The sequence below is a fragment of the Kribbella caucasensis genome (assembly GCF_004361855.1).
Lineage (GTDB): Bacteria > Actinomycetota > Actinomycetes > Propionibacteriales > Kribbellaceae > Kribbella > Kribbella caucasensis.
On sequence record NZ_SNWQ01000014.1, the window covers coordinates 117,970 to 138,897 of the forward strand.

Consider the following 20,928-nt stretch of genomic DNA (forward strand, 5'->3'; position numbering starts at 1 on the left):
GGTTGTCGTCCGCCTGGCTCAGTTCGCCTGCTTGAGGCCGATCTGGGTCAGGTCGGGGTAACCACCGGTGTTCGGGTCGGCCACGGCGTTGGCGATGTTGGAGCCGACGACGTACACGTTGAGGTCCTGAACGGTCGGCACCAGCGGGGCCGTCTTCATGATCTCGACGTAGAGGTCGGACAGGCCGGTCTCCACCTTCTGCTTGTCGGTCTCCTTCGCCAACTCCGCCATCTTGTCCCAACCGGCCTGGCCACGACCGTAGTTGTTCTGCGCGGCCTTGTTCGGAGCGGTCGTGTCCGGTCCGAGCACGGACGGAACGATCGTCGTCAGGCTCGCCCAGTCGTAGCACCACCCGGCGGTGATCAGGTCGGTAGCCGCGGAGTCCTGCTGCTGGGTCGAGTAGTAGTTGTCGCCCGGGATCTTGCGGATGTCGACGTTGACGCCGATGGCCTTCCAGGACGCCTGCGCGGCCTCGGCGGCCTTGACCGCCAGACCCGTGTCAGCGGTGCCGAGGACGAGCTTCTCGCCCTTGTAGCCGGCCTCTGTAAGCAACGCCTTGGCCTTGGTCTGGTCGCCCTCCGGCGGAGCCTTGAAGGTCTCCTCCGCCTTGTAGCCCTCCATGTCCTGCGGAATGATCGAGTCGACCACCGCCGCGAGCCGCTCGCCACCACGGCCATCGCGGTAGAGGGTCCGGTCCAGACCGTAGTACAGCGCCTCGCGCAGCTTCTGATTCTTCAGCAACGGCTTCTGCTGGTTGAACGCGATGTACCGGCGGCAGATGTCGGTGCCCTCGACCACGCGGTCCTTGACGTTCGCCTGGTTCGTCTTGGCGATGTTCTCCGGCTGCACCGGCGAAAAGCTCAACGAGCTCTTGTCGGCCGCGCCGTCGGCGAACAGCCGCTGGTCGACGGTCGCCTCGGCGTCACCGAACTTGAAGATGAACTTGTCCGGCAGGGCTGTGCGCAGCGGGTCCGTCTTCTGGTCCCACTGGTCGTTGCGGACCAGCACCAGCTGCTTCTTGCGGGTGTAGGACTCGATCTTGTACGGGCCGGTGGAGACCGGGTGGTTGTCGTACTGGGTCTTGGTGTCCTTGGCCTGCGGAACCGGCGAGAAGACCTTCATGCTCGCTGTGCCGTCGAAGGACGAGACCGGGCGGTTCAGCTTGAAGATGATCGTCTTGTCGTCCGGCACCTCGATCGCGGTGCAGCCCTTGCCGCCGTTGTTGCCGGCCACGTACGGGCCCTTGTAGCCGGGGCAGTCGAGGTACTCGTGGGCGTACGGCGCACCCTCGGCCATGTCGGCGGAGAACGAGCGCTCGGCGTTGTACTTGATGTCGGCCGCCTTGACCGGCGTGCCGTCCTCGTACTTGATCCCGTCCTTCAGCTTGAAGGTCCAGGTCTTGAAGTCCGGGCTGGATTCGTAGCTCTCGGCGAGGTCCTTCTCCAGCACGATCTTCTTCGCCTTGGCGTCGTAGCGGTAGTCCGTCAGCGACCGGCCGATCAGCTTGCCGATCATCTGGGAGTCGGTGACGAAGTTCCGCGCCGGGTCGAGGTGCTCGACGTCGGTGACGTGATAAACGGTGACGGTGCCCCCCTTGGCGCCGGCCGTGGCCTGGGTCGTCGGCGTACCGGTTTCGTCCCCGCCGCATGCGGTCGCCGTCAGTGCCAGTGCGACACCTACGGCAATCGCCGGTCCGACTCGTTTGGCATGTTTCATAGCCAGTGTTCCTTCCTTGTCATGACGTTCAACGCCGGGTCACGGCGGCCTGAGAAAACCATCTCCGTCATTTCGCGGTCATCAATTCACAGATTCATAAGGGGCGCAACGCAGGTAGGCCCCCTTGATCGGATCGTGACCGCTTCAATGCCATCGCTAGATAATGAGGCTACTTTCGGTAATGGTCAGATCACATCCCGTTCCTCAGGAAAATGGCAGGCCGCTAGGTGGCCCGGAGCGCCGATCTGGAGCAGCGGCGGCTCCTGTGCGGCACAAATGTCCTGGGCCTTCCAGCACCGGGTCCTGAACCGGCAGCCGGACGGTGGGTTGAGTGGGCTCGGCACGTCGCCGGTGAGCCGGATCCGCTCCCGGTTTGCTGTCGCGTCAGGATCAGCCTCCGGGACGGCCGACAGCAGCGCGTGCGTGTACGGGTGCCGGGCGTGGTTGTAGAGCTCGTCTCGGTCCGCGGTCTCGACCACCTTGCCCAGGTACATCACCGCCACCCGGTCGGAGATGTGCCGGATCACCGACAGGTCGTGGGCGATGAACAGGTAGGCCAGCTCGAAGTCATCCTGCAGGTCCTCCAGCAGATTCACGATCTGCGCCTGGATGGAGACGTCGAGCGCCGACACCGGCTCGTCGCAGACGATCAGCTTCGGCCGCAGCGCGAGTGCCCGTGCGACACCGATCCGCTGCCGCTGACCGCCGGAGAACTCGTGCGGGTAGCGGTTGTAGTGCTCGGGGTTCAGCCCGACCCGTTCCATCAGCGCCTGGACGGCCTTCTTCGTGCCGTCCTCGGTCTTCACCTTCTGGATGTCGAACGGGGCGCCGATGATGGTGCCGACCGTCTGCCGCGGGTTCAGCGACGAGAACGGGTCCTGGAAGATCATCTGGATCTCCCGCCGGATCGGCCGCATCTTGGCCCGGTTCAGGTGGGTGATGTCCGTGCCCTCGAACCGGATGGTGCCCCCGGTCGGCTCGTCCAGCCTGGTCACCAGCCGGCCCGTGGTGGTCTTGCCGCAGCCCGACTCCCCGACCACGCCCAGGGTCTCGCCGGTGCGGATGGACAGGTCGATCCCGTCGACCGCCTTCACCGCCCCGGTCTGCTTCTGGAAGATGATCCCCCGGGTGACCGGGAAGTAGCGCTGCAGGCCCTCGACCTCGAGCAGCACCTCTCCCTTCGCCGTCTTCCCGGGCGCTTGTTCCACCGACGTCGACGTACTCACGTCTGCTCCTTGTCCGCGATCACAGGCTCGGCTTGATCTGCTCGGTGAACAGCCGTTCGCGCTGCAGGTGGTCGATGTGGCAACGCACCCGGTGTCCCCCCGTGTCCACCTGCAACAGCTCGGGCAGCTCGCTGACGCAGGAGTGGCCTTCGACGTGCTCCTGGTAGTCGCAGCGAGGCTGGAACGGGCAGCCCTTGGGCAGGTTGATCAGCGACGGAGGGGTGCCCCGGATCGACTTGAGCCGGTGGTCGCCGCCGCGATTCACCCGCGGGATCGAACCGAGCAGCCCCCAGGTGTACGGCATCTCCGGCCGGTAGAAGATGTCCCGGACGTTGCCTTGTTCAACCACCCGGCCGCCGTACATCACCACCACGTCCTGGGTCATCTGGGCGACCACGCCGAGATCGTGGGTGATGATGACGATCGCGGAGTTGAACTCCTTCTGCAGATCCATCATCAGGTCCAGGATCTGCGCCTGCACGGTGACGTCGAGCGCGGTGGTCGGCTCGTCGGCGATCAGCAGCGCCGGGTCGCACATCAGCGCCATCGCGATCATCGCGCGCTGCCGCATCCCGCCGGAGAACTGGTGCGGGTAGTCGTCGAAGCGCTTGTTCGGGGCCGGGATGCCGACCCGGTCGAGCAGGTCGATCGCGCGCCTCTTCGCCACCGCCTTGGACACGCTGTTGTGCACCAGGTAGGCCTCGGTGAGCTGGTCACCGACCCGGTAGAACGGGTGCATCGCGGACAGCGGGTCCTGGAAGATCATCGCCACCTGCTGGCCCCGCAACCGGCGGATCTCGGCCACCGACATCGACACCAGTTCGGCGCCATCCAGCCAGATCTCGCCGCCCACCTTGGCCCGGCTGCCTTTGTGCAGGCCCATGATGGCAAGGCTGGACACGCTCTTGCCGGAACCGGACTCGCCGACGATGCCAAGGGTCTTGCCGCGCTCCAGGGTGAAGCTGAGGCCGTTCACCGCCTTCACCAGACCGTCGTCGGTCGGGAAGTGCACCTGCAGGTCCTTGAGCTCCAGGAACGGCCGGCCGGTCTCCCGCGCAGGCGTCGCCGCTGTTGCCACTGACTCGGTCATTGGTCTCCTCGTCGGGTCAGGACAGCCGCACGCGCGGGTCGATGAAGGCGTACAGGACGTCGACGACGATGTTCGCGACGACGACGAAGATCGCCGCGAAGAGCACCACGCCCATGATCGCCGGCAGGTCGTTGCCGAGCACCGAGTCGATCGCTAACTTGCCCAGCCCGGTGATGCTGAAGATCTGTTCGGTGATCACCGCGCCGCCGAGCAGGCCGCCCAGGTCGAGGCCGAAGATGGTCACGATCGGCGTCAGCGCGGACCGCAGCCCGTGCTTGAACACCACGGTCCGCTCACTGAGGCCCTTGGCCCGGGCGGTCCGGATGTAGTCCTCGTTCATCGTGTCGATCATGTTGGCCCGGGTGAGCCGGGTGTAGAGCGCCGCGAACACCAGCGCCAACGTGATCCACGGCAGGATGTAGAACTGCAGCCACTTCACCGGCCCCACCGTGAACAGGGCGGCATTGGCGGTGTCCGGGAACGGAATCCATTGCAGCTTCACGATGAAGAGGAACAACAGCAGATAGCCGAACACGATGGTCGGGAAGGACACGCCGAACAGGGCGATTCCGACGCTCAGCTTGTCGATCAGCTTGCCCTTGCGTAATGCCGCGATCAACCCGAGCATGACGCCGAAGAACAACCACAGCACCGCCGCGCCGGTGGCCAGCCACAGCGTCGCCGGGAACGCGTCGGAGATCGAGTCCCAGACCGGGATGCCGTTCTGGTACGACTCGCCGAAGCAGGGCCACGGGCACTCCCGCTCACTGCCCTCGGAGCCGATCGTACGGCCGCCCGGGCTGAGCAGGCCCTGCATGTACGTGCCGTACTGCACGATCAGCGGGTCGTCGAACCCATATGTCGCGTTGACCTGCGCGACGGTTTCGGTGTTGCAGTCCTTGCCGCAGATCAGCAACGCCGGGTTCGCCGGGGTGGCCCAGAACAGGAAGAACGTGATGGCGCTGATCACCAAGAGGATGACCACGGTCTGCAGCAGGCGGCGGATCAGATAGCGGCCCATGCGTCAGCCCCTTCCGGCTCGCGGGTCGAGGGCGTCGCGGACGGAGTCGCCGAGCAGGTTGAAGGCGAGCACCGTGATGAACAACGCCAACCCGGGGAAAAACAGGTAGAGCGGGTTGCTCTCGATCCAGTCCGAGGCGTCGGCGATCATCCGGCCCCACGACGAGGTGGGTTCCTTGATGCCGACACCCAGGAACGACAACGCCGCCTCCGCGGTGATGTAACTCGGAATCAGCAGGGTGGTGTAGACCAGCAGCGTCGGCAACAGGTTCGGCAGGATCTGCCGGAAGATCACGTAGCCCGGGCCGGCGCCGAGCGACCGGGCCGCCTCGACGAACTCGCGTTCGCGCAGCGACAGCGTCTGGCCGCGGACGATCCGGGCCAGGTAGGCCCAGCCGAAGAAGCCGAGCACGAACATCAGCACGCCCATCCGCAGCTTGTTGTCGTCGGGGATGCCGAACAGGTCCTGCCCGCGGTCGGCGATCACCGGCGTCAGGGCCATCACGAACAGCAGTGAGGGGAAGCTGAGCATGATGTCCATCAGCCGGCTGAGCAGGGTGTCCACCCAGCCGCGGAAGTAGCCCGACACCATCCCGACGACGGTGCCGATCACGATCGCGATGATGGTGCCGCCGAGCGCGACCAGCAGGGACACCCGGGTGCCGTAGACCAGCCGGGAGAACACGTCGCGGCCGTTCTGCGGCTCGACGCCGAGCCAGTGCTCGCTACTGGTCCCGCTGCCCCACAGGCCGCCGATCGGGATCCCGCCGTCGCGCGTGTTCAGCAGCGGCGACCCGTCGGCGTTGGTCTTGTTGAACTGATCCGGCGGGAAGCCGTTCAGCTTCACGATCAGCGGCGCGAAGACCGCCACCGCGATGATCAGCAGGATGATGATCGCGCTCGCGATCGCGATCTTGTCCTTCTTCAGCCGCGCCCAGGCGATCTGCCCCAGCGACCGTCCCTCGATCTGCTTCGCCTCGGCGGTCTCGGCCAGATGATCAGCCGGCAGTCCGCCCTCTGGCGACTGGGCCTCTGTTACCCCCAGCGTCATTGCTGTTCGCCCGTCCTTCCCGGTCGTTGCCCGGCAGCCCACCCCGCAACTGCAGAGTTGCCGGAACCCTACGTATCTCGAAGTATGGACGCTATGCACCGGGCCCGCTCGTATCGGAATCGTGACGGATCAGATTGCCCATCAGCTTGGCCCGAAGGACCGGCAGAAAGGGACGATCGGCCGGCAACCAGCCCAGTTGGCCGAGTTCCGCGGGGCCGATCCAGCGCACTTCAGCGTGCTCGTGCGGGACCGGGTCGCCCGCGATCAACTCAGCGAGATAGACCCGTAGCAGGTAGTGATCGCCGATCGGCGAATCGATGCCCAGCGGCTCGCCGACCTCGACCATTACGCCGAGTTCTTCCTCGAGCTCACGCGCGCCGGCCGCTCGCTCGGACTCCCCCGGCTCGACCTTCCCGCCGGGGAACTCCCAGCCGCCTTCCGGCCCGGGGCGCAGGGCAACCAGCACCCTGCCCTCCCGGATCATCGCGACCCCGACGACCACCTGCCTGTCAGTCACGGAGATGCACTGTGCCAGAAACTGTCGGTGGCGGGGTTAAGAATGAGTGGGTGCCGCTGCAGAACAGGGTGTTGCCGACGCAGGAGATCGTGGCCGACGAGGGCCGTGGTCTGCTGATGGGCAATCGCGGCTCGCTGCACGGCGTGGACCGGCGGCTCGGCACCACCCGCTGGCGGTCGAAGGCGTGGATCTGCTGCCTGCTCGACTACAAGGGCGTCCGCCGCGATCCGATGCCGCCCGGCCGGTGGACCGCGTTGTTCTTCTTCGACGAGGCCGTCGCACTCGCCGCCGGTCATCGCCCCTGCGCGTACTGCCGCCGTCGCGACTACCTCCGGTACGCCGGTGCGTGGGCCACCGGCCGCGATCTGCCCGAACGGCCCCGGGCAGCCACGATGGACGCGCAACTCCACCTCGAGCGGGTCGAACCACGCACCCGCCGGCAACGAACCACGATCGCCGAGCTCCACGAACTCCCTGACGGCGCGATGATCTCGTACGACGCCGTACCGGCCCTGGTCATCGACGGGAAAGTGTTGCGTTGGTCATGGAACGGGTACGCCGAACCGGTCGAGCCACCCGGCCACCGGCAGGTCGTAGTACTGACTCCACCGGCGAATCTCGTTGTACTGAAGGCGGGATACGCCCCATTACTCCACTCGTCGGCGGCCCGCAACTGAGGGCAGCCTAACTAGAAACACGCCGTACCGAGGGGTCTTCCGTTGAGCGCCGCGCAAGGGCAAAGTGTGCCCATACTGACAGCGACAAAAAGACTACTGGAGTCGGCATGGGCGACGGCAGCAGTTCCGTGGCGGCAGCGCAGCGCGCACTCGAAGCACTGCACGCGAGCGTCGGCAAACTCAGCCAGGAGTACGGTGACACCCTCGGCGTCCGCCGACTGGTGTCGGACGTGGCCAGGTTGAGCGACGACCTGGTCGAGCTCGGCCCACCCGACCCGCATCACAAACCCGGACCCGTTCCGGAGGAGCTCGAGGAGATTCCCGACGTGGAGTATGACGCGTCCATGTGGACCGACGCGGAGCAAGAAGGCTTCGGCGCGCCTGATCGGCACGCGCCATGAGCGAGGGCACCGAGCGAAAAATTAAACATAGCGGCTTCGTGCCAGCAGCAACGCCCGCAGCGAAGCGAGGACGTTGCTGATGGCACTAGGAGTTGAGAGCACCGGTCGCGCTTCGATCGGGCAGAAGACACTGCGTACCGATCGCTGGTGGCTGGCGCCGCTGCGGATCGGGGTGATCCTGGGCTTCTTCGTCGTCTACGCGACGGTCCGGATCTTCATGAACAAGTGGTACTGGGTCGACGAGTTCCATTACCTCACCCCGCTGTACTCGCCCTGTGTGACGGAGTCCTGTGTGCCGGGCTCGAGCCACCTGGGTACGTGGTTCGGCGAGTTCCCCCGGGTCATCCCGTTCAGCATCATCACCTTCGCGGTGCTGGCCGGCTTCCGCGGCACCTGTTACTACTACCGCAAGGCCGGCTACCGCTCGCTGTTCTTCGCGCCGGCCGCCTGCGCGGTGCCGGAGCCGCACAAGAAGTACACCGGTGAGCGCAAGTTCCCGCTGATCGCGCTGAACCTGCACCGGTACTTCTTCTACGGCGCGCTGGTTTTCGGTGTGCTGAACGTCTACGACGGCATCCAGGCCTTCCACGGCGAGGACGGCGGCTTCGGCATCGGCTTGGGCACCCTGATCATCTGGATCAACCTGGTGATGCTCTGGCTGTACACGCTGTCGTGCCACGCCTGCCGGCACATCGTCGGCGGCCGGCTGAAGAACTTCTCCAAGCACCCGCTGCGCTACCGGTACTGGACCTTCGTGTCCAAGCTGAACCCCAAGCACGGCACGTACGCGATGATCTCGCTGGTCACCGTGATCGCGACCGACGCCTACATCATGGCGGTCTCCGCCGGCTGGTTCTCCGACCTGCGCATCTTCAACTGAGCTGTGCCGAATCGAAAACAGGACATTCCTCAATGACTGAGCTGGAACGACACTCCTACGACGTCGTCGTGATCGGGGCCGGCGGCGCCGGTCTGCGGGCGGCGATCGAGGCCCGTGAACAGGGCAAGCGCACCGCGATCGTGTGCAAGTCGCTGTTCGGCAAAGCGCACACCGTGATGGCCGAGGGCGGTTGCGCCGCCGCGATGGGCAACGCGAACTCGAACGACAACTGGCAGGTCCACTACCGCGACACGATGCGTGGCGGGAAGTTCCTGAACAACTGGCGGATGGCCGAGCTGCACGCCCAGGAGGCCCCGGACCGGGTCTGGGAGCTGGAGACGTACGGCGCCCTGTTCGACCGGACCCCGGACGGCCGGATCAGCCAGCGGAACTTCGGCGGCCACACGTACCCGCGGCTCGCGCACGTCGGCGACCGGACCGGCCTGGAGCTGATCCGCACGCTGCAGCAGAAGATCGTGTCGCTGCAGCAGGAGGACTTCCAGGCGACCGGCGACTACGAGGCCAACCTCAAGGTGTACGCCGAGTGCACCGTCACCGAGTTGCTCAAGGACGGCGACGCGATCTCCGGCGCGTTCGGGTACTGGCGCGAGTCGGGCCGGTTCATCCTGTTCGACGCCCCGGCCGTCGTGCTCGCGACCGGTGGGGTCGGCAAGTCGTTCAAGGTCACCTCGAACTCGTGGGAGTACACCGGTGACGGGCACGCGCTGGCGATGCGGGCCGGCGCGACGCTGATCAACATGGAGTTCATCCAGTTCCACCCGACCGGCATGGTCTGGCCGCCGTCGGTGAAGGGGATCCTGGTCACCGAGTCGGTTCGCGGCGACGGCGGCGTACTGAAGAACTCCGAGGGCAAGCGGTTCATGTTCGAGTACGTGCCGGACGTGTTCCGCGCGCAGTACGCGGAGACCGAGGACGAGGCGGACCGCTGGTACAAGGACCCGGACAACAACCGGCGTCCCCCCGAGCTGCTGCCGCGCGACGAGGTCGCCCGGGCCATCAACTCCGAGGTCAAGGCCGGCCGCGGTACGCCGCACGGTGGTGTCTTCCTGGACGTGTCGACCCGGCTCCCGGCCGAGGAGATCACCCGGCGGCTGCCGTCGATGCACCACCAGTTCAAGGAACTCGCGGACGTCGACATCACCGCCGAACCGATGGAGGTCGGCCCGACCTGCCATTACGTGATGGGTGGCGTCGAGGTGGACCCCGACACCGCGCAGTCCGTCGTACCGGGTCTGTTCGCGGCCGGTGAGGTTGCCGGTGGCATGCACGGGTCGAACCGGCTCGGTGGCAACTCGTTGTCCGACCTGCTGGTGTTCGGGCGGCGCGCCGGAATGGGTGCGGCGACGTACGTCGATCAGCTCGGCAGCGAGCGGCCGAAGATCGCCGAGGCGGACATCGACGCCGCGGCGGCCGAGGCGCTGGCGCCGTTCGAGCTCGAGGGCGGCGAGAACCCGTACACGATCCACACCGAACTGCAGCAGTCGATGAACGACCTGGTCGGCATCATCCGCAAGGAAGAGGAGATGGAGCGGGCGCTGGCGAAGCTGGCCGAGTACCGCGGCCGGATCGCGAAGATGACGGTCGAGGGACACCGGCAGTTCAACCCGGGCTGGCACCTGGCGCTCGACCTGCGCAACATGCTGACGGTGTCCGAGTGTGTCGCCAAGGCGGCGCTGCAGCGGCAGGAGTCGCGCGGCGGTCACACCCGGGACGACTTCCCGGGCATGAACGCCGACTGGCGCAAACTGCTGCTGGTCTGCTCGCTCGACACCGACGGCGGGGTGAATGTGGTCCGCAAGGACCAGATCCCGATGCGCGATGACCTGCTGGAGTTGTTCGAACTCGACGAGCTGAAGAAGTACCTGACGGAAGAGGAGCTGCCGGCCACATGACCGAGCGAAGCGAGGGCATCAAACAGCGCAGTGTGCTTCGTGCCTCATCGGCGCCCGGAGCGAAGCGAGGACGTCGATGAGCTACAAAGGCAAGTTTCGCGTTTGGCGTGGGGACTCTGAGGGCGGTGACCTCAAGGACTACGAGGTCGAGGTGAACGAGGGCGAGGTCGTCCTCGACGTCATCCACCGGCTGCAGGCGACCCAGGCGCCCGATCTGGCCGTCCGGTGGAACTGCAAGGCCGGCAAGTGCGGCTCCTGCAGCGCCGAGATCAACGGCATGCCGAAGCTGATGTGCATGTGCCGGATGAACACGTTCGAAGAGGACGAGGTAGTCACGGTCACGCCGATGCGCACCTTCCCGGTGATGCGCGACCTCGTCACGGACGTTTCGTACAACTACCAGAAGGCCCGCGAGATCCCCGCGTTCACGCCGCCGGCCGACCTGAAGCCGGGCGAGTACCGGATGCAGCAGGTCGACGTCGAGCGCTCGCAGGAGTTCCGCAAGTGCATCGAGTGCTTCCTCTGCCAGGACACCTGCCACGTGATCCGGGACCACGAGGAGAACAAGGAGAGCTTCTCCGGCCCCCGGTTCCTGATGCGGATCGCCGAGCTGGACATGCACCCGCTCGACGCTGCCGACCGTCAGCACGAGGCACAGGAGCAGCACGGCCTGGGCTTCTGCAACATCACCAAGTGCTGCACCGAGGTGTGCCCCGAGCACATCAAGATCACCGACAACGCGCTGATCCCGATGAAGGAGCGCGTCGTCGACCGCAAGTACGACCCGATCGTCTGGCTAGGCAACAAGATCCGCCGCCGCGGCGCCTGATCGACCCGATCCCGGCCCCGACCGCCTGCCCGGCGTTCGGGGCTGGGGCGTTTCAGGGGCGGCTCCATCGCACGGGTGATGCAGCGACTCGATGGCATCCCGCTCGGTAACGCCGCTCCCGCGATCGCCGAACAAGACTTGGACGCCGGTCGGCTGGCGCGGATCCTGTTCGACTGCCTGCTCGGCCAGGTGGCGATCGACGGGGTGTTCCACGCGGACCCGCACCCGGGCAACTTCCTGCTGCTCGCGGGCGGCCGGATCGGGATGCTCGACCTCGGCTCGGTCGGCCGGCTAGCCCCGAACACCCGGTCCGCCCGCGGCACTTCACCGCCCTGCTGCACCAGCTCCTGCTCGCCGTTCTCGGCGCGACCGCGGGCCTGATGGCGGTCCTCCTGCTCGGCACACCCGGTGGGCCGCAGGTCACCGAGTCGATGACCCTGTACCAGCTGTTCGCCTACAACCTCCTGGTCATCTGCGCGGTCCTGGTACTCCGTGTCCTGATCCTCGTCTTCCGCCTTCCCGACAACAGATCGCGGATTTCCTAGTCCGGGTTGACTTGAAGTTCGCTTGAACTCCGAGGATGGCCGGCATGTCTTCCACCGAGCTTGCCGCAACCCGGCATCGCCTGTTCAGCGGCGCCCATCTTCCCCTGGTCCTCGGCGTGGTCGGGCTGGTGACGTTGGGCGCGTTCGAGAACCGGGCGGTCGGGACGGCGCTGCCGACGATGGTCCGCGAGTTCGATGCCCTCGGCAGCTTCGGACTGGCGAACGCGGCCCCGAACGCCAGCTACCTGGTCTCGCTCGCGGTCGCCGGGCTCTGGGCCGACCGGCGCGGCCCGATCCCGGCACTCCGGACCGGCGCGATCACCTTCGCCCTCGCGCAACTCCTCGTCGGCACGGCCCAGGCGATGCCGATGGTGGTGGCGGGCCGTCTGCTGAGCGGGCTGGCGGAAGGACTATTGGACGTCGCGCTGATGGTCCTCGTCGCCCGTGCCCTCCCGCCTGTACTCCGGCCGCGGATGTTCTCGTTGTTCGCGGCGATGTGGATCCTGCCGTCGGTCGCCGGACCAGTCCTCACCGGACTTGTGACGGAGCAGGTCGGCTGGCGGTGGGTCTTCCTTGGCGCACTCGTTCTGCTGGTACCGAGTTGGTTCCTGCTCCGACCGGCGATGCGGCTCGCCGCGAAGGCGGCCGCCCCGGAGCGTAGTACCGAAGAAGTCGCCGAGCTGGAGGCGTCGAGATCCCGGCTGCCGTGGGCGTTCGCGGCCTCTGTGGCGCTGTTCGTGCTCACCTGGTCCGGGGATCAGCTCGAACCGCATCCTGTGCTCGCGGGTCTGGCGATTGCGGTGAGTCTGGTCGTGCTCGGGGTCGCCGCGGTGCGGGTGATGCCCGGCGGGACCTTCGTGGCGCGGCGAGGGTTTCCGGCCGTCGTTGCGGTGCGCGGACTGGGCGGAGCCGCGTTCGCTGGGGCGGGCGCGTATCTGCCGTTGCTGTTGACGTTGTTGCACGACTTCAGCCCGTCGCGAGCCGGGATCACGTTGTCGATCACCGGGGTCAGCTGGGCGTTCGGTTCGTGGTTGCAGGGCCGCGAGCATGGTCTGGCTCGAGTGACGGTTCTGCGGATCGGGCTCGCGTTGATGACCGTCGGCCTGACCGGTACATCGTTGCTCGCTTGGGCGGATTCGCTGACCTGGGCCGGCCTGATCGGCTGGATGATCGCGGGCGTCGGGATGGGGCTGAGTTCGTCGAGTCTGTCGGTGCTCACCCTCGACCTGTCCGACGCGAACAACTCCGGCCGCAACAGCAGCGCGGCCCAGATGGCCGGCACGATGAGCATCGCCACCGCCCTCGCCGTCAGCGGCGCCCTCCTCGCTGTCAAGGCCGATGCGCCAGGCCCGTGGGTCTTCGGCACCATCATCACCGCCTCCGCCGCCCTCGCCCTGGCGGGCCTCTTCACCTCCACCCGCATCCAGCGTTCCTCCACCACGCAGTAAGCCGGTCCCCCGGACCAATGCTGAGCCTGGAGCACCCGCCTACTGGGCCAGAGCACGGGGTTACTGAGTGGTGGGGATACGGTCGCTCAGCACTAGAGTGTCGGTATGGCCGAACTGCTGACGGACGATCAGATCGATATGGCGATCCGCGAACACCTGCCGAACTGGACGGCTGCGGACAACGCTCTCGTCCGCAGCGTGCAGAAGCCGACCTTCCTGGACGGCATCCGCCTGGTCGCGACCGTCGCGCAGCTGGCGGAGTCGATGAACCACCACCCCGACATCGACATCCGCTACACCACCATCACGTTCCGCGTCAGCAGCCACGAAGCCGGCGGCATCACCGAAGACGACCTGGTCCTTGCCCGCCACATCGACACCGCCGCCGGCTGATTCAGCTGGGTTGTTTTAGTCCGAGGAGAGTGCCCTCGGGGTCGCGGACATAGACCATCCGCCCGACCCCGGGGATCTCCTGCGGCTCCCCCGCCGCCTCCCCACCGGCCGCGACCACCGCCGCCAACGTGTCCTCGAGATCATCGACCTGCAACCACGCGATCGCAGCCTGCTGCTGGTACTCCCGGCTCATGATCGCCCCGTCGATCCCGTCCCCCTCACCAGTCGCCGCGACCAGATACCCAGCCAGGAACGGCGACGGCTCCGCCTTCCACCCGAACACCTCGGCATAGAAGGCCGCGGCCCGATCGAGATCGGCCGCCGTCAACTCGACATGAATGATCCGTCCCACCAGGTTCTCCCTCACCGCTACGACATCGCCAGAGAACCTCAGCCTCCCCCGGCCACCCCTTCGCCGTCTTGGACGGATCTCTCATGCATCAACGCCGCGATCCCGTTCTGTACCGCGAGGAACGACGAGGCGCTGACCCCCGTGTACCGCTTGAAGTCCCGCGCCGCATGCGCCTGGTCGTAATACCCATGCAGCGCAGCCAATGTCGCCGCCGCATCCGCCGGTCCGTCCAGCAGTTCACCGACGAAGTGGAAGTACCGCACGATCTCGCTGAACTGCTTTGGCCCAACCCCGGTCAACCCATGAAACGTCCGATGCAACGTGCTGTACGGCGTGACCAGTGCGCGACCCAACTCGGCAACCGTCCACGTGCCACGGTATTTCTCCACGAGATCGACGGCCCGTTCCACCAACTCGAACCGAACCACCTGCACCAACGGCTCAAGGAACGCGGCCAGCCCATCCGCTCGCGACGCGCCGAACTCGACCGCACGTAACCCACCCGCCAGTCGTCCCGTAGTACCGGCACCCAGCCAATCGTCGAGGGGCAGGACCGCGTCGACCAGTCGATCGGAGCGGCCGAGTGCGGCCACTCCCCAGGGTTTGAGTTCGGCGCCGACATAGCTGGACGGGCCGGACTGCGACAGGACATGCGGCCGGGTCATGATCCCGAACAGCGAACCCTCGTTGCGCCATCGGGCTCCGCTCAGCGGATCGTGCCGGAAACCAGGCTCGGCCAGCGCGACGGCGAAGGCAGGCCGGCCGTTCGGGATCAGGATCTGGCGCTGGACCTCGGCCGAGCCCGATCCCTCCACCATCCAGAAATGCTCGACGACGTCACGCAACGAGGGCGGCGGAGGGAACCGCAGGTAGGCGACCACGGACTCACGATATGCAGGTAGGCGATCACGGACTCACGATCTGGCTCTAGCGCAGCGGCAGGAGCTACCTACACGGTGATGAGAACCTTGCCGACCGCTCCGCTCTCGACGGCCGCGTGGGCTGCCGCCGTCTGATCGAGGCTGAAGCGGTGAAGCGGCAGCCCAGCCTCGTCGCCGACCCGGAATCCGCCCTCTTCGATAGCCTGATTGATGTCCGCGGCAGCCGCAGCGATCCGGTCCCAGCCCACGGTGTAGAGGAGGACGAACTGGTAGCGGGCGTTGAGGCCCATGTTGCGCCGTACGTCGAGGTTGAACGAGGCGCCGCCGTCGTTCGCGTAGATGGAGATCGTCCCGCGCGGGCGGAGTACGGTCTGGTCGAGGTCCGCGTTCGCGCCCGCTGCGACTTCGACGATCAGATCGACGCCGTCGGGGGCGAGGCGGCTGATCTGCGCGGCGGCGTCCGTGTCCCTGTAGTTGACGACATGGTGAGCGCCGGCAGCGACGGCGAGCTTCCCTTTCGTGTCACCGCTGACGGTGGCGATCACTCTTGCGCCTGCCCAGCGCGCGAGCTGTATGGCGGCGTTGCCGACTGCACCCGCCCCGCCTGCGACGAGCACGATTCGGCGGTCGAGGGCGTTCGGATGCAGGCGCGCTGGGCCGTCTTCGGCAACGGTCAGCGCGCGATGTGCGGTGGCGGCGGGGATGCCGATGCTGGCGCCCAGCTCGAAGTCCGCGGCAGCCGGCAGCGGGAAGACGCGTTCGGCAGGGACGACGGTGTACTCCTGGGCGGTGCCGCTGCCTGGCCGGCCGTCGCCGGCGAGCGTGACCCAGACGCGGTCGCCGACGCTGAAGCCGGTGACGTCGGCGCCGAGCTTGTCGACAACGCCCGACCCGTCATGGTTGGGGACCGTGGCCTGGGTCGTCGTGCCGCCGAACGCGCCGCTGCGAGACTTCCAGTCGGTCGGGTTCACGCCCGAGACGACCACGCGCAGCCGCACCTCGCCCTCTCCGGGCTCGGGATTCGGCCGCTCCACGAGTTCGAGTACGGACGGATCGCCGGCCTGCGTGTAGGTGACTGCTCTCATCATCTCGTCCGACTCCCGATCGTCAGCGGCTTACCTGGGCCATTCTCCTCTGCGCGCGCCGGAGAACGCTGACCGGCAGGCGCTGCGGTTCGTAAGGATCTGACATCCTTGTCCGGTGACCACTGCTGACGAGTACCGCCTGCTGGGATTCACCGACGCGGATCGGGAGGACGCCGAGAAGCTGTCGGTCGACCCGGCGGCGGTGGCGGAGTTCGCCACGGAGTTGCGCCGGTTGATGGGGACCTTCCCGGCGGAGGACGAGCTGAAGGTCCCGGACGACCCGCTGGTCTCGGTGGCGACCTTCCTGGCGACGCTGCCGGACATCCGCCGGTACCACCAGCAGCGCGGGATCCCCGACGAGATCAGCTGGGCCACCCTCGCGGATCTCGGCAAGCAGCTCGACGTCAACCGCCGGACCCACGGTAGCTTCGGGCTCGAGACCCACTGGTGGATGACGATCCACTGGACCGGGGTGATCTACGCGCTCGGCCGGCTGCAGTTCCTGCTCCACCAGTTGCCGGCATCCACTCCGGTGCCTGGTGTGGAGCCCGGCGAGTGGGTGATCGGCGTACACATCCCGGAGAGCGGCCCGCTCACCCCCGAAGCCGTGGACGCCAGCTTCGCGCAGGCCCGCGAGTTCTTCCCGCGCTACTTCCCGGAGTACCCGGTCCGCATTGCGACGCTCGGGTCCTGGCTGCTCGACCCGTACCTGCTGGACAACCTCCCGCAGGACTCCAACACGGTCCGCTTCGGCCGCCGGTTCACCCCGTACGGCGAACCCCGCGACTCCCAGGACAGCGCGATCTTCTTCACCTTCCGCAGCCACGACCTGACCAAACTGGACGAGTTCCCCCAGGACACGACTCTCCAGCGCCTGATCGTCTCCCGGATCAAATCCGGCGGCACCTGGCAAACCGCCCACGGCTACCTGACACTCTGACCGCGAGCCGGTACGGACCTGCGCGGTCAGTCGGTGGCGGCTGCGGCTTTCGCGGTTTTGCGGCGGTTGGTGAGGCGGCGGGTGGTCTCGAAGAGGAGGCCGATGCCGACGGCGAGGCTGAGGCTGAAGGCCAGCGCCTTGAGCGAGTCATGGGCGAAGGCGTCGCCGCCGAGGTAGCCGAGCAGCGCGACGTACGTGTACGCGACGGTCACGCCGGCGAAGGTGAAGACGACGAACTTGCGAAACGAGTACTTCGTCGCGCCCGCGGTCAGGGTGGCCACCATCCGCGCGCCCGGGATGTAGCGGACTGTCATCAAGATCAGCCCGCCGCGCGAGTGCAAGGCGTTGGACACCTTCTCGTACATCCGCTGCCGGGCCTCTCGCCGCCGCAACCAGCGGTGCAACGCCGGCCCGGAACCGCGGCCCATGAAGTAGCAGACGCACTCGCCGATCACCGAGCCGAGCATCGCCAGCACGATGACGAGCAGCAGGTTCTGGTGTCCGGCGGCCGCGGCCATGCCTGCGGTCACCACCAGGCCCTCGCTCGGGATCACCGGGAAGACAGCGTCGATCGCGGCCGCGAAGAACAGGATCAGCAACAGCCAGTGGGAGGCCATCGCGAGGCCGAGCAGCTCCCGGGCAGCCTCCATCAACTCTGTCACGCCTGAAGCATTACATCCGCAGTCAAGGCCGGCCCAATCCCATCACTGTCATTCACGCTCACTCACAGCTGGAATTCACTCACTGTTCACAGCCTCCTCGAGGATCTTCGCCAGTTCGCCCCGGCTGTGGATACCGAGTTTCATGTAGACCTTGCGCAGGTGGTACTCGACCGTCTTCGGGCTGAGGAACAACCCGGCCGCGGCGGCGCGAATACTCTGCCCGTCGGCCAGTAACAACGCGACCTGCCGTTCCTGCGGGGTCAGCTCGTCCGCAGTACTGGCCTCTCGGCGCCTGGCCGTCTCCCCGGTCGCCTTCAACTCAGCCGCAGCAAGATCGGCCCACGTCCGGGCCCCTAACTGGTCGAAGGCGCTCACCGCTACCCGCAGCTGGATCCGGGCATCGATCCGGCGCCGGACCCGCCGCAGCCAGGAGCCGTACACCAACCGAGTCCGCGACGTCTCGAACAGATCCAGCGTCTGCGCATGCCACCCCAGCGCGGCCTCGAACTCCCGCTCCTCCCCGCCCAGCAGACCGTTCACCCGCGCCGCGCGCGCCAGCGACCACGGCAGCGCCTTCTCCGCCGCCGCTCGCGCGAACGACCGCCCGACCACCTGAGCGTCCTCACTCCGCCCCTGCCGGAGGTACGCCTCGACCAGCTCGGGTGCCGGCGACAGATCCGGATCGAGCATCCCGGTCGCCGCCAGCATTTCCAGCAAACGCTCGTACTGCGGTACCGCGGCCGCCGGATTCCCCCGGCCCAGCTCCAGGTCGCCGAGCGCGAACAGGGACCAGGCCATGCCGATATGGATCTGCCGGTCCGTACAGATGTCGATCGCCTCGGCCGTCAGGGTCTGGCAGTCCTCCGCCTGCCCACGATGCGCGGCGAGCCAGGCTTGCCCGGCCAGGCTGATCGCGAGTTCGGTGGTCTGCCCGGTCTCCCGGGCCAGCCGGATCGCTTCGTCGTACGACGAGGCTGCGTCCGCCCAGCGATCGGTGGTCGCCTCGTCGCGGGCCAGGTAGAACAGGAACGTCGGCAGCTGGCCCAGCGCCACCCGGCTACGCCGATCGCGCATCGCCCGCTGGATCAGGACCCGCCCGGTCGCGCTGTCGCGGAGGAACAGCGGTGCGAGCACGGACCAGACCTGCCACCGACGATCCCCGTCCAGCTCGGCCAACGGTGCCAGCACAGTGGCCTCGCGGATCTGCTCGGTCCCGCCACGGCCTGCCATGACCCGCGCGATCCCGCAGGAGAGGAGGCCCAGCGTCCGGATACCCGGCTCATCGACCCGGGTGAGCAGGTCCTCGATGTCCTGAGCCGCACGCAGAGCGGTCCGCGCGTCGCCGAGATGGAAGCAGGCGTTCACCACATCGCTCAACAAGCCGATCGAAACCTGCGGATCCACTGACCGTGCGGCGGCCGCGAGCAGCAGGTCCCGCGCGCTCGCCGGCGAACCGCACTTGCCCGCGATATCGGCCCGCAGTTCCTCCGCCCGGATCATCACCGGCAGCGGTGGTTGCCGCTCCAGCGCGGCGACGAGCAGGTCATCCGCGCGATCGGGCATCCCGGCGAGCCAGGCCGCCTCACCCGCGGCGACCAATCGGCCCGCTTGGTCCTGCGGGCGTTCGGTCAGTCTCGCGGCTCGCTCCAAGGCGGTCGCGGCGACGGCATGAGCGCCGCGCTCGACGGCATGGCCCGCTGCCTGTTCGAGTGCCGCCGCGACCTCGTCGTCCGTACCGAGCACCGCTTCCGACAAGTGCCACGCCCGCCGGTCCGCATCCAGTACCGCCGAGGCCACCGCCCGATGGACCGTACGCCGCTCCGCCGGAGCCGCGCTCGCGTAGATCGCCGAACGCGCGAGTGGATGCCTGAACTCGACCACACCGTCCACGATCGTCACCAACGCGGCCTGCTCCGCCTCGGCCAGCGCGGCAATGTCGATCTGCAGATCGGTACAGGCACGAGCCACGACACCAAGGTCGCCATCGCCGACCGCGGCCACCAGCAACGCGGTTCGCGCGGGACGGCTCAACCGGTCTGCCCTGGCGGCGAAGGCATCCGCGAGGAGCTGTGGCACCGGTCCCGGCAGAACGGGCGGCAGGCGACGCAACTGGTCCGGGTCACTGGTCAGTTCGAGCAACGCCAGTGGGTTACCACCCACCATCTGATGAACCTGCGTGACCAGATCAACCGGCAACGCCCGATCGCTCACCAGCTCCCGAGCGGCGTCCAGAGCAACCCCTCCAAGCGCAAGCTGCGGCAGATCCGCCTCGCCCAGCGGATGGGAAGTCCCAGAGCGCGCCGCGATCACCAGCACGATCGGATCGGCGACGAGTCGCCTGGCGGTGAACAACAGTGCTTCGGACGACGCCCGATCCAGCCACTGCGCATCGTCCACGAAGATCGCCACCGGCACCGACTCGGCGTACCGGCAGATCAAGCTCAGCGACGCAGCCCCCACCGCAAACCGATCAGCAGGCGCCCGCCTCCCCACCCACTCCCCGGCCCCAGGCACCACCGCCTCCCCCGGCCCCACGCCTTCACCACCCACCACCTGCTCCCCCACCACCCGGCCCTGCGCGGCCACGCCTTCACCCACCGCCCGGCCGTCCGGGCCCACGCCTTCACCACCCACCACCTGCTCCGTCGACCGCACGCCGGTGCCACCCGGCGGTCCTTCCGGGGGTGTGGTGAGGGCGAGGGCAGCGGTGAGGGCGTTGCGTTGTGGGGGTGGGATTCGGTCGAGTTCGCCGAGCGCTGGGCGGAGAAGTTGCAGCAGGCCGCCGAACGGGATCTCCTGTTCGGCCTCGGTTCCACGGGCCCGGAGGACGCGCAGACCCGCGGCGAGTGCCGCCGCCTCGTCGACGAGAGCGGTCTTCCCGATCCCCGGTTCACCGGTGATCAAGAGCACCCCGCTGGTTCCCACCCGCGCTCCCGCGACCAGCCGTTCGATCGCCCGCCGTTCGGCCTCCCGCCCGATCAGCATCCTCGCAGTCTAGGGTCCTGGGTCGGGAGTTGGTGCAGTAGCTCCGGTGTCCAGGTAGGTGCATCGCAAGGCGGAGAAGCTGCCTCGATGCGGTGTTCATCGTGGCTGCTTCTCCAACGCCGCGAGGTGCCTGCCTGGGCGCCGGAGCTGCGCACGAACTTCCGACCCAGGACCCTCGGGCTCCACTCTGGGCTGTCACGTGAACGATCGCCCGCGCACCCGACGCGATCCGCACGTCACGACCAGGTGCCCCACCTGATGCGAAGACGAACACCGCGCTCCTACGTTCGCCGTACCAAGCGACTCAGCACCAGCGG

At 67.4% G+C, this 20,928-nt stretch carries 21 protein-coding genes; 10 read left to right on the forward strand and 11 right to left on the reverse strand.

Annotated features, from left to right (window positions below; translation table 11 throughout):
• Window positions 1-18 precede the first annotated feature (18 nt).
• The 6 genes from EV643_RS26815 to EV643_RS26840 all read right to left on the reverse strand — a co-directional run bounded on the left by EV643_RS26815 (window position 19) and on the right by EV643_RS26840 (window position 6,620).
• On the reverse strand, window positions 19-1,716 hold the full coding sequence (locus EV643_RS26815) for an ABC transporter substrate-binding protein (RefSeq protein ID WP_133802921.1): 1,698 nt from the start codon (window positions 1,714-1,716) through the stop codon (window positions 19-21).
• 185 nt (window positions 1,717-1,901) lie between these two features.
• Window positions 1,902-2,942 carry an ABC transporter ATP-binding protein gene (locus tag EV643_RS26820; RefSeq protein ID WP_133802922.1) on the reverse strand — a complete coding sequence of 347 codons (1,041 nt, stop codon included), beginning with the start codon at window positions 2,940-2,942 and terminating at the stop codon, window positions 1,902-1,904.
• A 19-nt stretch (window positions 2,943-2,961) separates the two neighbouring features.
• Complete coding sequence (locus EV643_RS26825) at window positions 2,962-4,032, reverse strand: ABC transporter ATP-binding protein (protein WP_133802923.1); 1,071 nt, start codon at window positions 4,030-4,032, stop codon at window positions 2,962-2,964.
• 16 nt (window positions 4,033-4,048) lie between these two features.
• Window positions 4,049-5,053: an ABC transporter permease gene (locus EV643_RS26830; RefSeq protein WP_133802924.1), complete on the reverse strand. Its 1,005-nt coding sequence runs from the start codon at window positions 5,051-5,053 to the stop codon at window positions 4,049-4,051.
• Between the two features lie 3 nt (window positions 5,054-5,056).
• The gene (locus EV643_RS26835) at window positions 5,057-6,103 is read right to left on the reverse strand and encodes an ABC transporter permease (protein WP_133802925.1); all 1,047 of its coding nucleotides are present in this window, start codon (window positions 6,101-6,103) and stop codon (window positions 5,057-5,059) included.
• 91 nt (window positions 6,104-6,194) lie between these two features.
• Window positions 6,195-6,620: a (deoxy)nucleoside triphosphate pyrophosphohydrolase gene (locus EV643_RS26840; protein WP_133802926.1), complete on the reverse strand. Its 426-nt coding sequence runs from the start codon at window positions 6,618-6,620 to the stop codon at window positions 6,195-6,197.
• A gap of 50 nt (window positions 6,621-6,670) precedes the next feature.
• Between EV643_RS26840 and EV643_RS26845 the strand changes: the two genes are divergently transcribed.
• From EV643_RS26845 to EV643_RS26880, 9 genes are all read left to right on the forward strand, one after another.
• Entirely contained in the window at window positions 6,671-7,297 is a 627-nt protein-coding gene (locus tag EV643_RS26845; protein WP_133802927.1) for a hypothetical protein, read from the forward strand.
• 107 nt (window positions 7,298-7,404) lie between these two features.
• Window positions 7,405-7,698: an Rv0250c family protein gene (locus EV643_RS26850; protein WP_133802928.1), complete on the forward strand. Its 294-nt coding sequence runs from the start codon at window positions 7,405-7,407 to the stop codon at window positions 7,696-7,698.
• Between the two features lie 79 nt (window positions 7,699-7,777).
• Window positions 7,778-8,578 carry a succinate dehydrogenase subunit SdhC gene (sdhC, locus tag EV643_RS26855; RefSeq protein WP_133802929.1) on the forward strand — a complete coding sequence of 267 codons (801 nt, stop codon included), beginning with the start codon at window positions 7,778-7,780 and terminating at the stop codon, window positions 8,576-8,578.
• A gap of 32 nt (window positions 8,579-8,610) precedes the next feature.
• Window positions 8,611-10,491: a fumarate reductase/succinate dehydrogenase flavoprotein subunit gene (locus tag EV643_RS26860; protein WP_133802930.1), complete on the forward strand. Its 1,881-nt coding sequence runs from the start codon at window positions 8,611-8,613 to the stop codon at window positions 10,489-10,491.
• Between the two features lie 76 nt (window positions 10,492-10,567).
• Window positions 10,568-11,320: a succinate dehydrogenase/fumarate reductase iron-sulfur subunit gene (locus tag EV643_RS26865; RefSeq protein WP_133802931.1), complete on the forward strand. Its 753-nt coding sequence runs from the start codon at window positions 10,568-10,570 to the stop codon at window positions 11,318-11,320.
• Window positions 11,321-11,398: 78 nt separating this feature from the next.
• The gene (locus tag EV643_RS45920; RefSeq protein WP_238165825.1) at window positions 11,399-11,701 is read left to right on the forward strand and encodes an AarF/UbiB family protein; all 303 of its coding nucleotides are present in this window, start codon (window positions 11,399-11,401) and stop codon (window positions 11,699-11,701) included.
• The gene (locus tag EV643_RS45925; RefSeq protein WP_238165826.1) at window positions 11,701-11,865 is read left to right on the forward strand and encodes a hypothetical protein; all 165 of its coding nucleotides are present in this window, start codon (window positions 11,701-11,703) and stop codon (window positions 11,863-11,865) included. Before EV643_RS45920 ends, EV643_RS45925 begins: the two co-directional genes overlap by 1 nt.
• A 44-nt stretch (window positions 11,866-11,909) precedes the next feature.
• Window positions 11,910-13,313 (forward strand): MFS transporter, encoded by a 1,404-nt coding sequence (locus EV643_RS26875; protein ID WP_133802932.1) that lies wholly within the window; start codon window positions 11,910-11,912, stop codon window positions 13,311-13,313.
• A 105-nt stretch (window positions 13,314-13,418) separates the two neighbouring features.
• Window positions 13,419-13,706, forward strand: coding sequence for a 4a-hydroxytetrahydrobiopterin dehydratase (locus tag EV643_RS26880; RefSeq protein ID WP_133802933.1), 288 nt, complete (start codon window positions 13,419-13,421; stop codon window positions 13,704-13,706).
• Window position 13,707: 1 nt separating this feature from the next.
• Here the strand turns inward: EV643_RS26880 and EV643_RS26885 are convergent, their stop codons facing one another.
• The 3 genes from EV643_RS26885 to EV643_RS26895 form a co-directional block, all read right to left on the reverse strand.
• Window positions 13,708-14,058, reverse strand: a complete 351-nt coding sequence (locus tag EV643_RS26885) for a VOC family protein (RefSeq protein ID WP_166665590.1) — start codon at window positions 14,056-14,058, stop codon at window positions 13,708-13,710.
• 38 nt (window positions 14,059-14,096) lie between these two features.
• A complete protein-coding gene (locus tag EV643_RS26890) occupies window positions 14,097-14,939 on the reverse strand; it encodes a helix-turn-helix domain-containing protein (RefSeq protein ID WP_133802935.1) in 843 nt (280 codons plus the stop codon).
• A 68-nt stretch (window positions 14,940-15,007) separates the two neighbouring features.
• A complete protein-coding gene (locus EV643_RS26895; RefSeq protein WP_238165827.1) occupies window positions 15,008-16,027 on the reverse strand; it encodes an NADPH:quinone reductase in 1,020 nt (339 codons plus the stop codon).
• Between the two features lie 112 nt (window positions 16,028-16,139).
• Between EV643_RS26895 and EV643_RS26900 the strand changes: the two genes are divergently transcribed.
• Window positions 16,140-16,964 carry an acyltransferase domain-containing protein gene (locus EV643_RS26900; protein ID WP_133802936.1) on the forward strand — a complete coding sequence of 275 codons (825 nt, stop codon included), beginning with the start codon at window positions 16,140-16,142 and terminating at the stop codon, window positions 16,962-16,964.
• Between the two features lie 26 nt (window positions 16,965-16,990).
• On the opposite strand, the gene EV643_RS26905 is transcribed toward EV643_RS26900, so the two are convergent.
• Both EV643_RS26905 and EV643_RS26910 read right to left on the reverse strand, forming a co-directional pair.
• Window positions 16,991-17,626, reverse strand: coding sequence for a DedA family protein (locus EV643_RS26905; protein WP_238165828.1), 636 nt, complete (start codon window positions 17,624-17,626; stop codon window positions 16,991-16,993).
• Window positions 17,627-17,701: 75 nt separating this feature from the next.
• The gene (locus tag EV643_RS26910; protein WP_133802937.1) at window positions 17,702-20,611 is read right to left on the reverse strand and encodes a helix-turn-helix transcriptional regulator; all 2,910 of its coding nucleotides are present in this window, start codon (window positions 20,609-20,611) and stop codon (window positions 17,702-17,704) included.
• Window positions 20,612-20,928 lie beyond the last annotated feature (317 nt).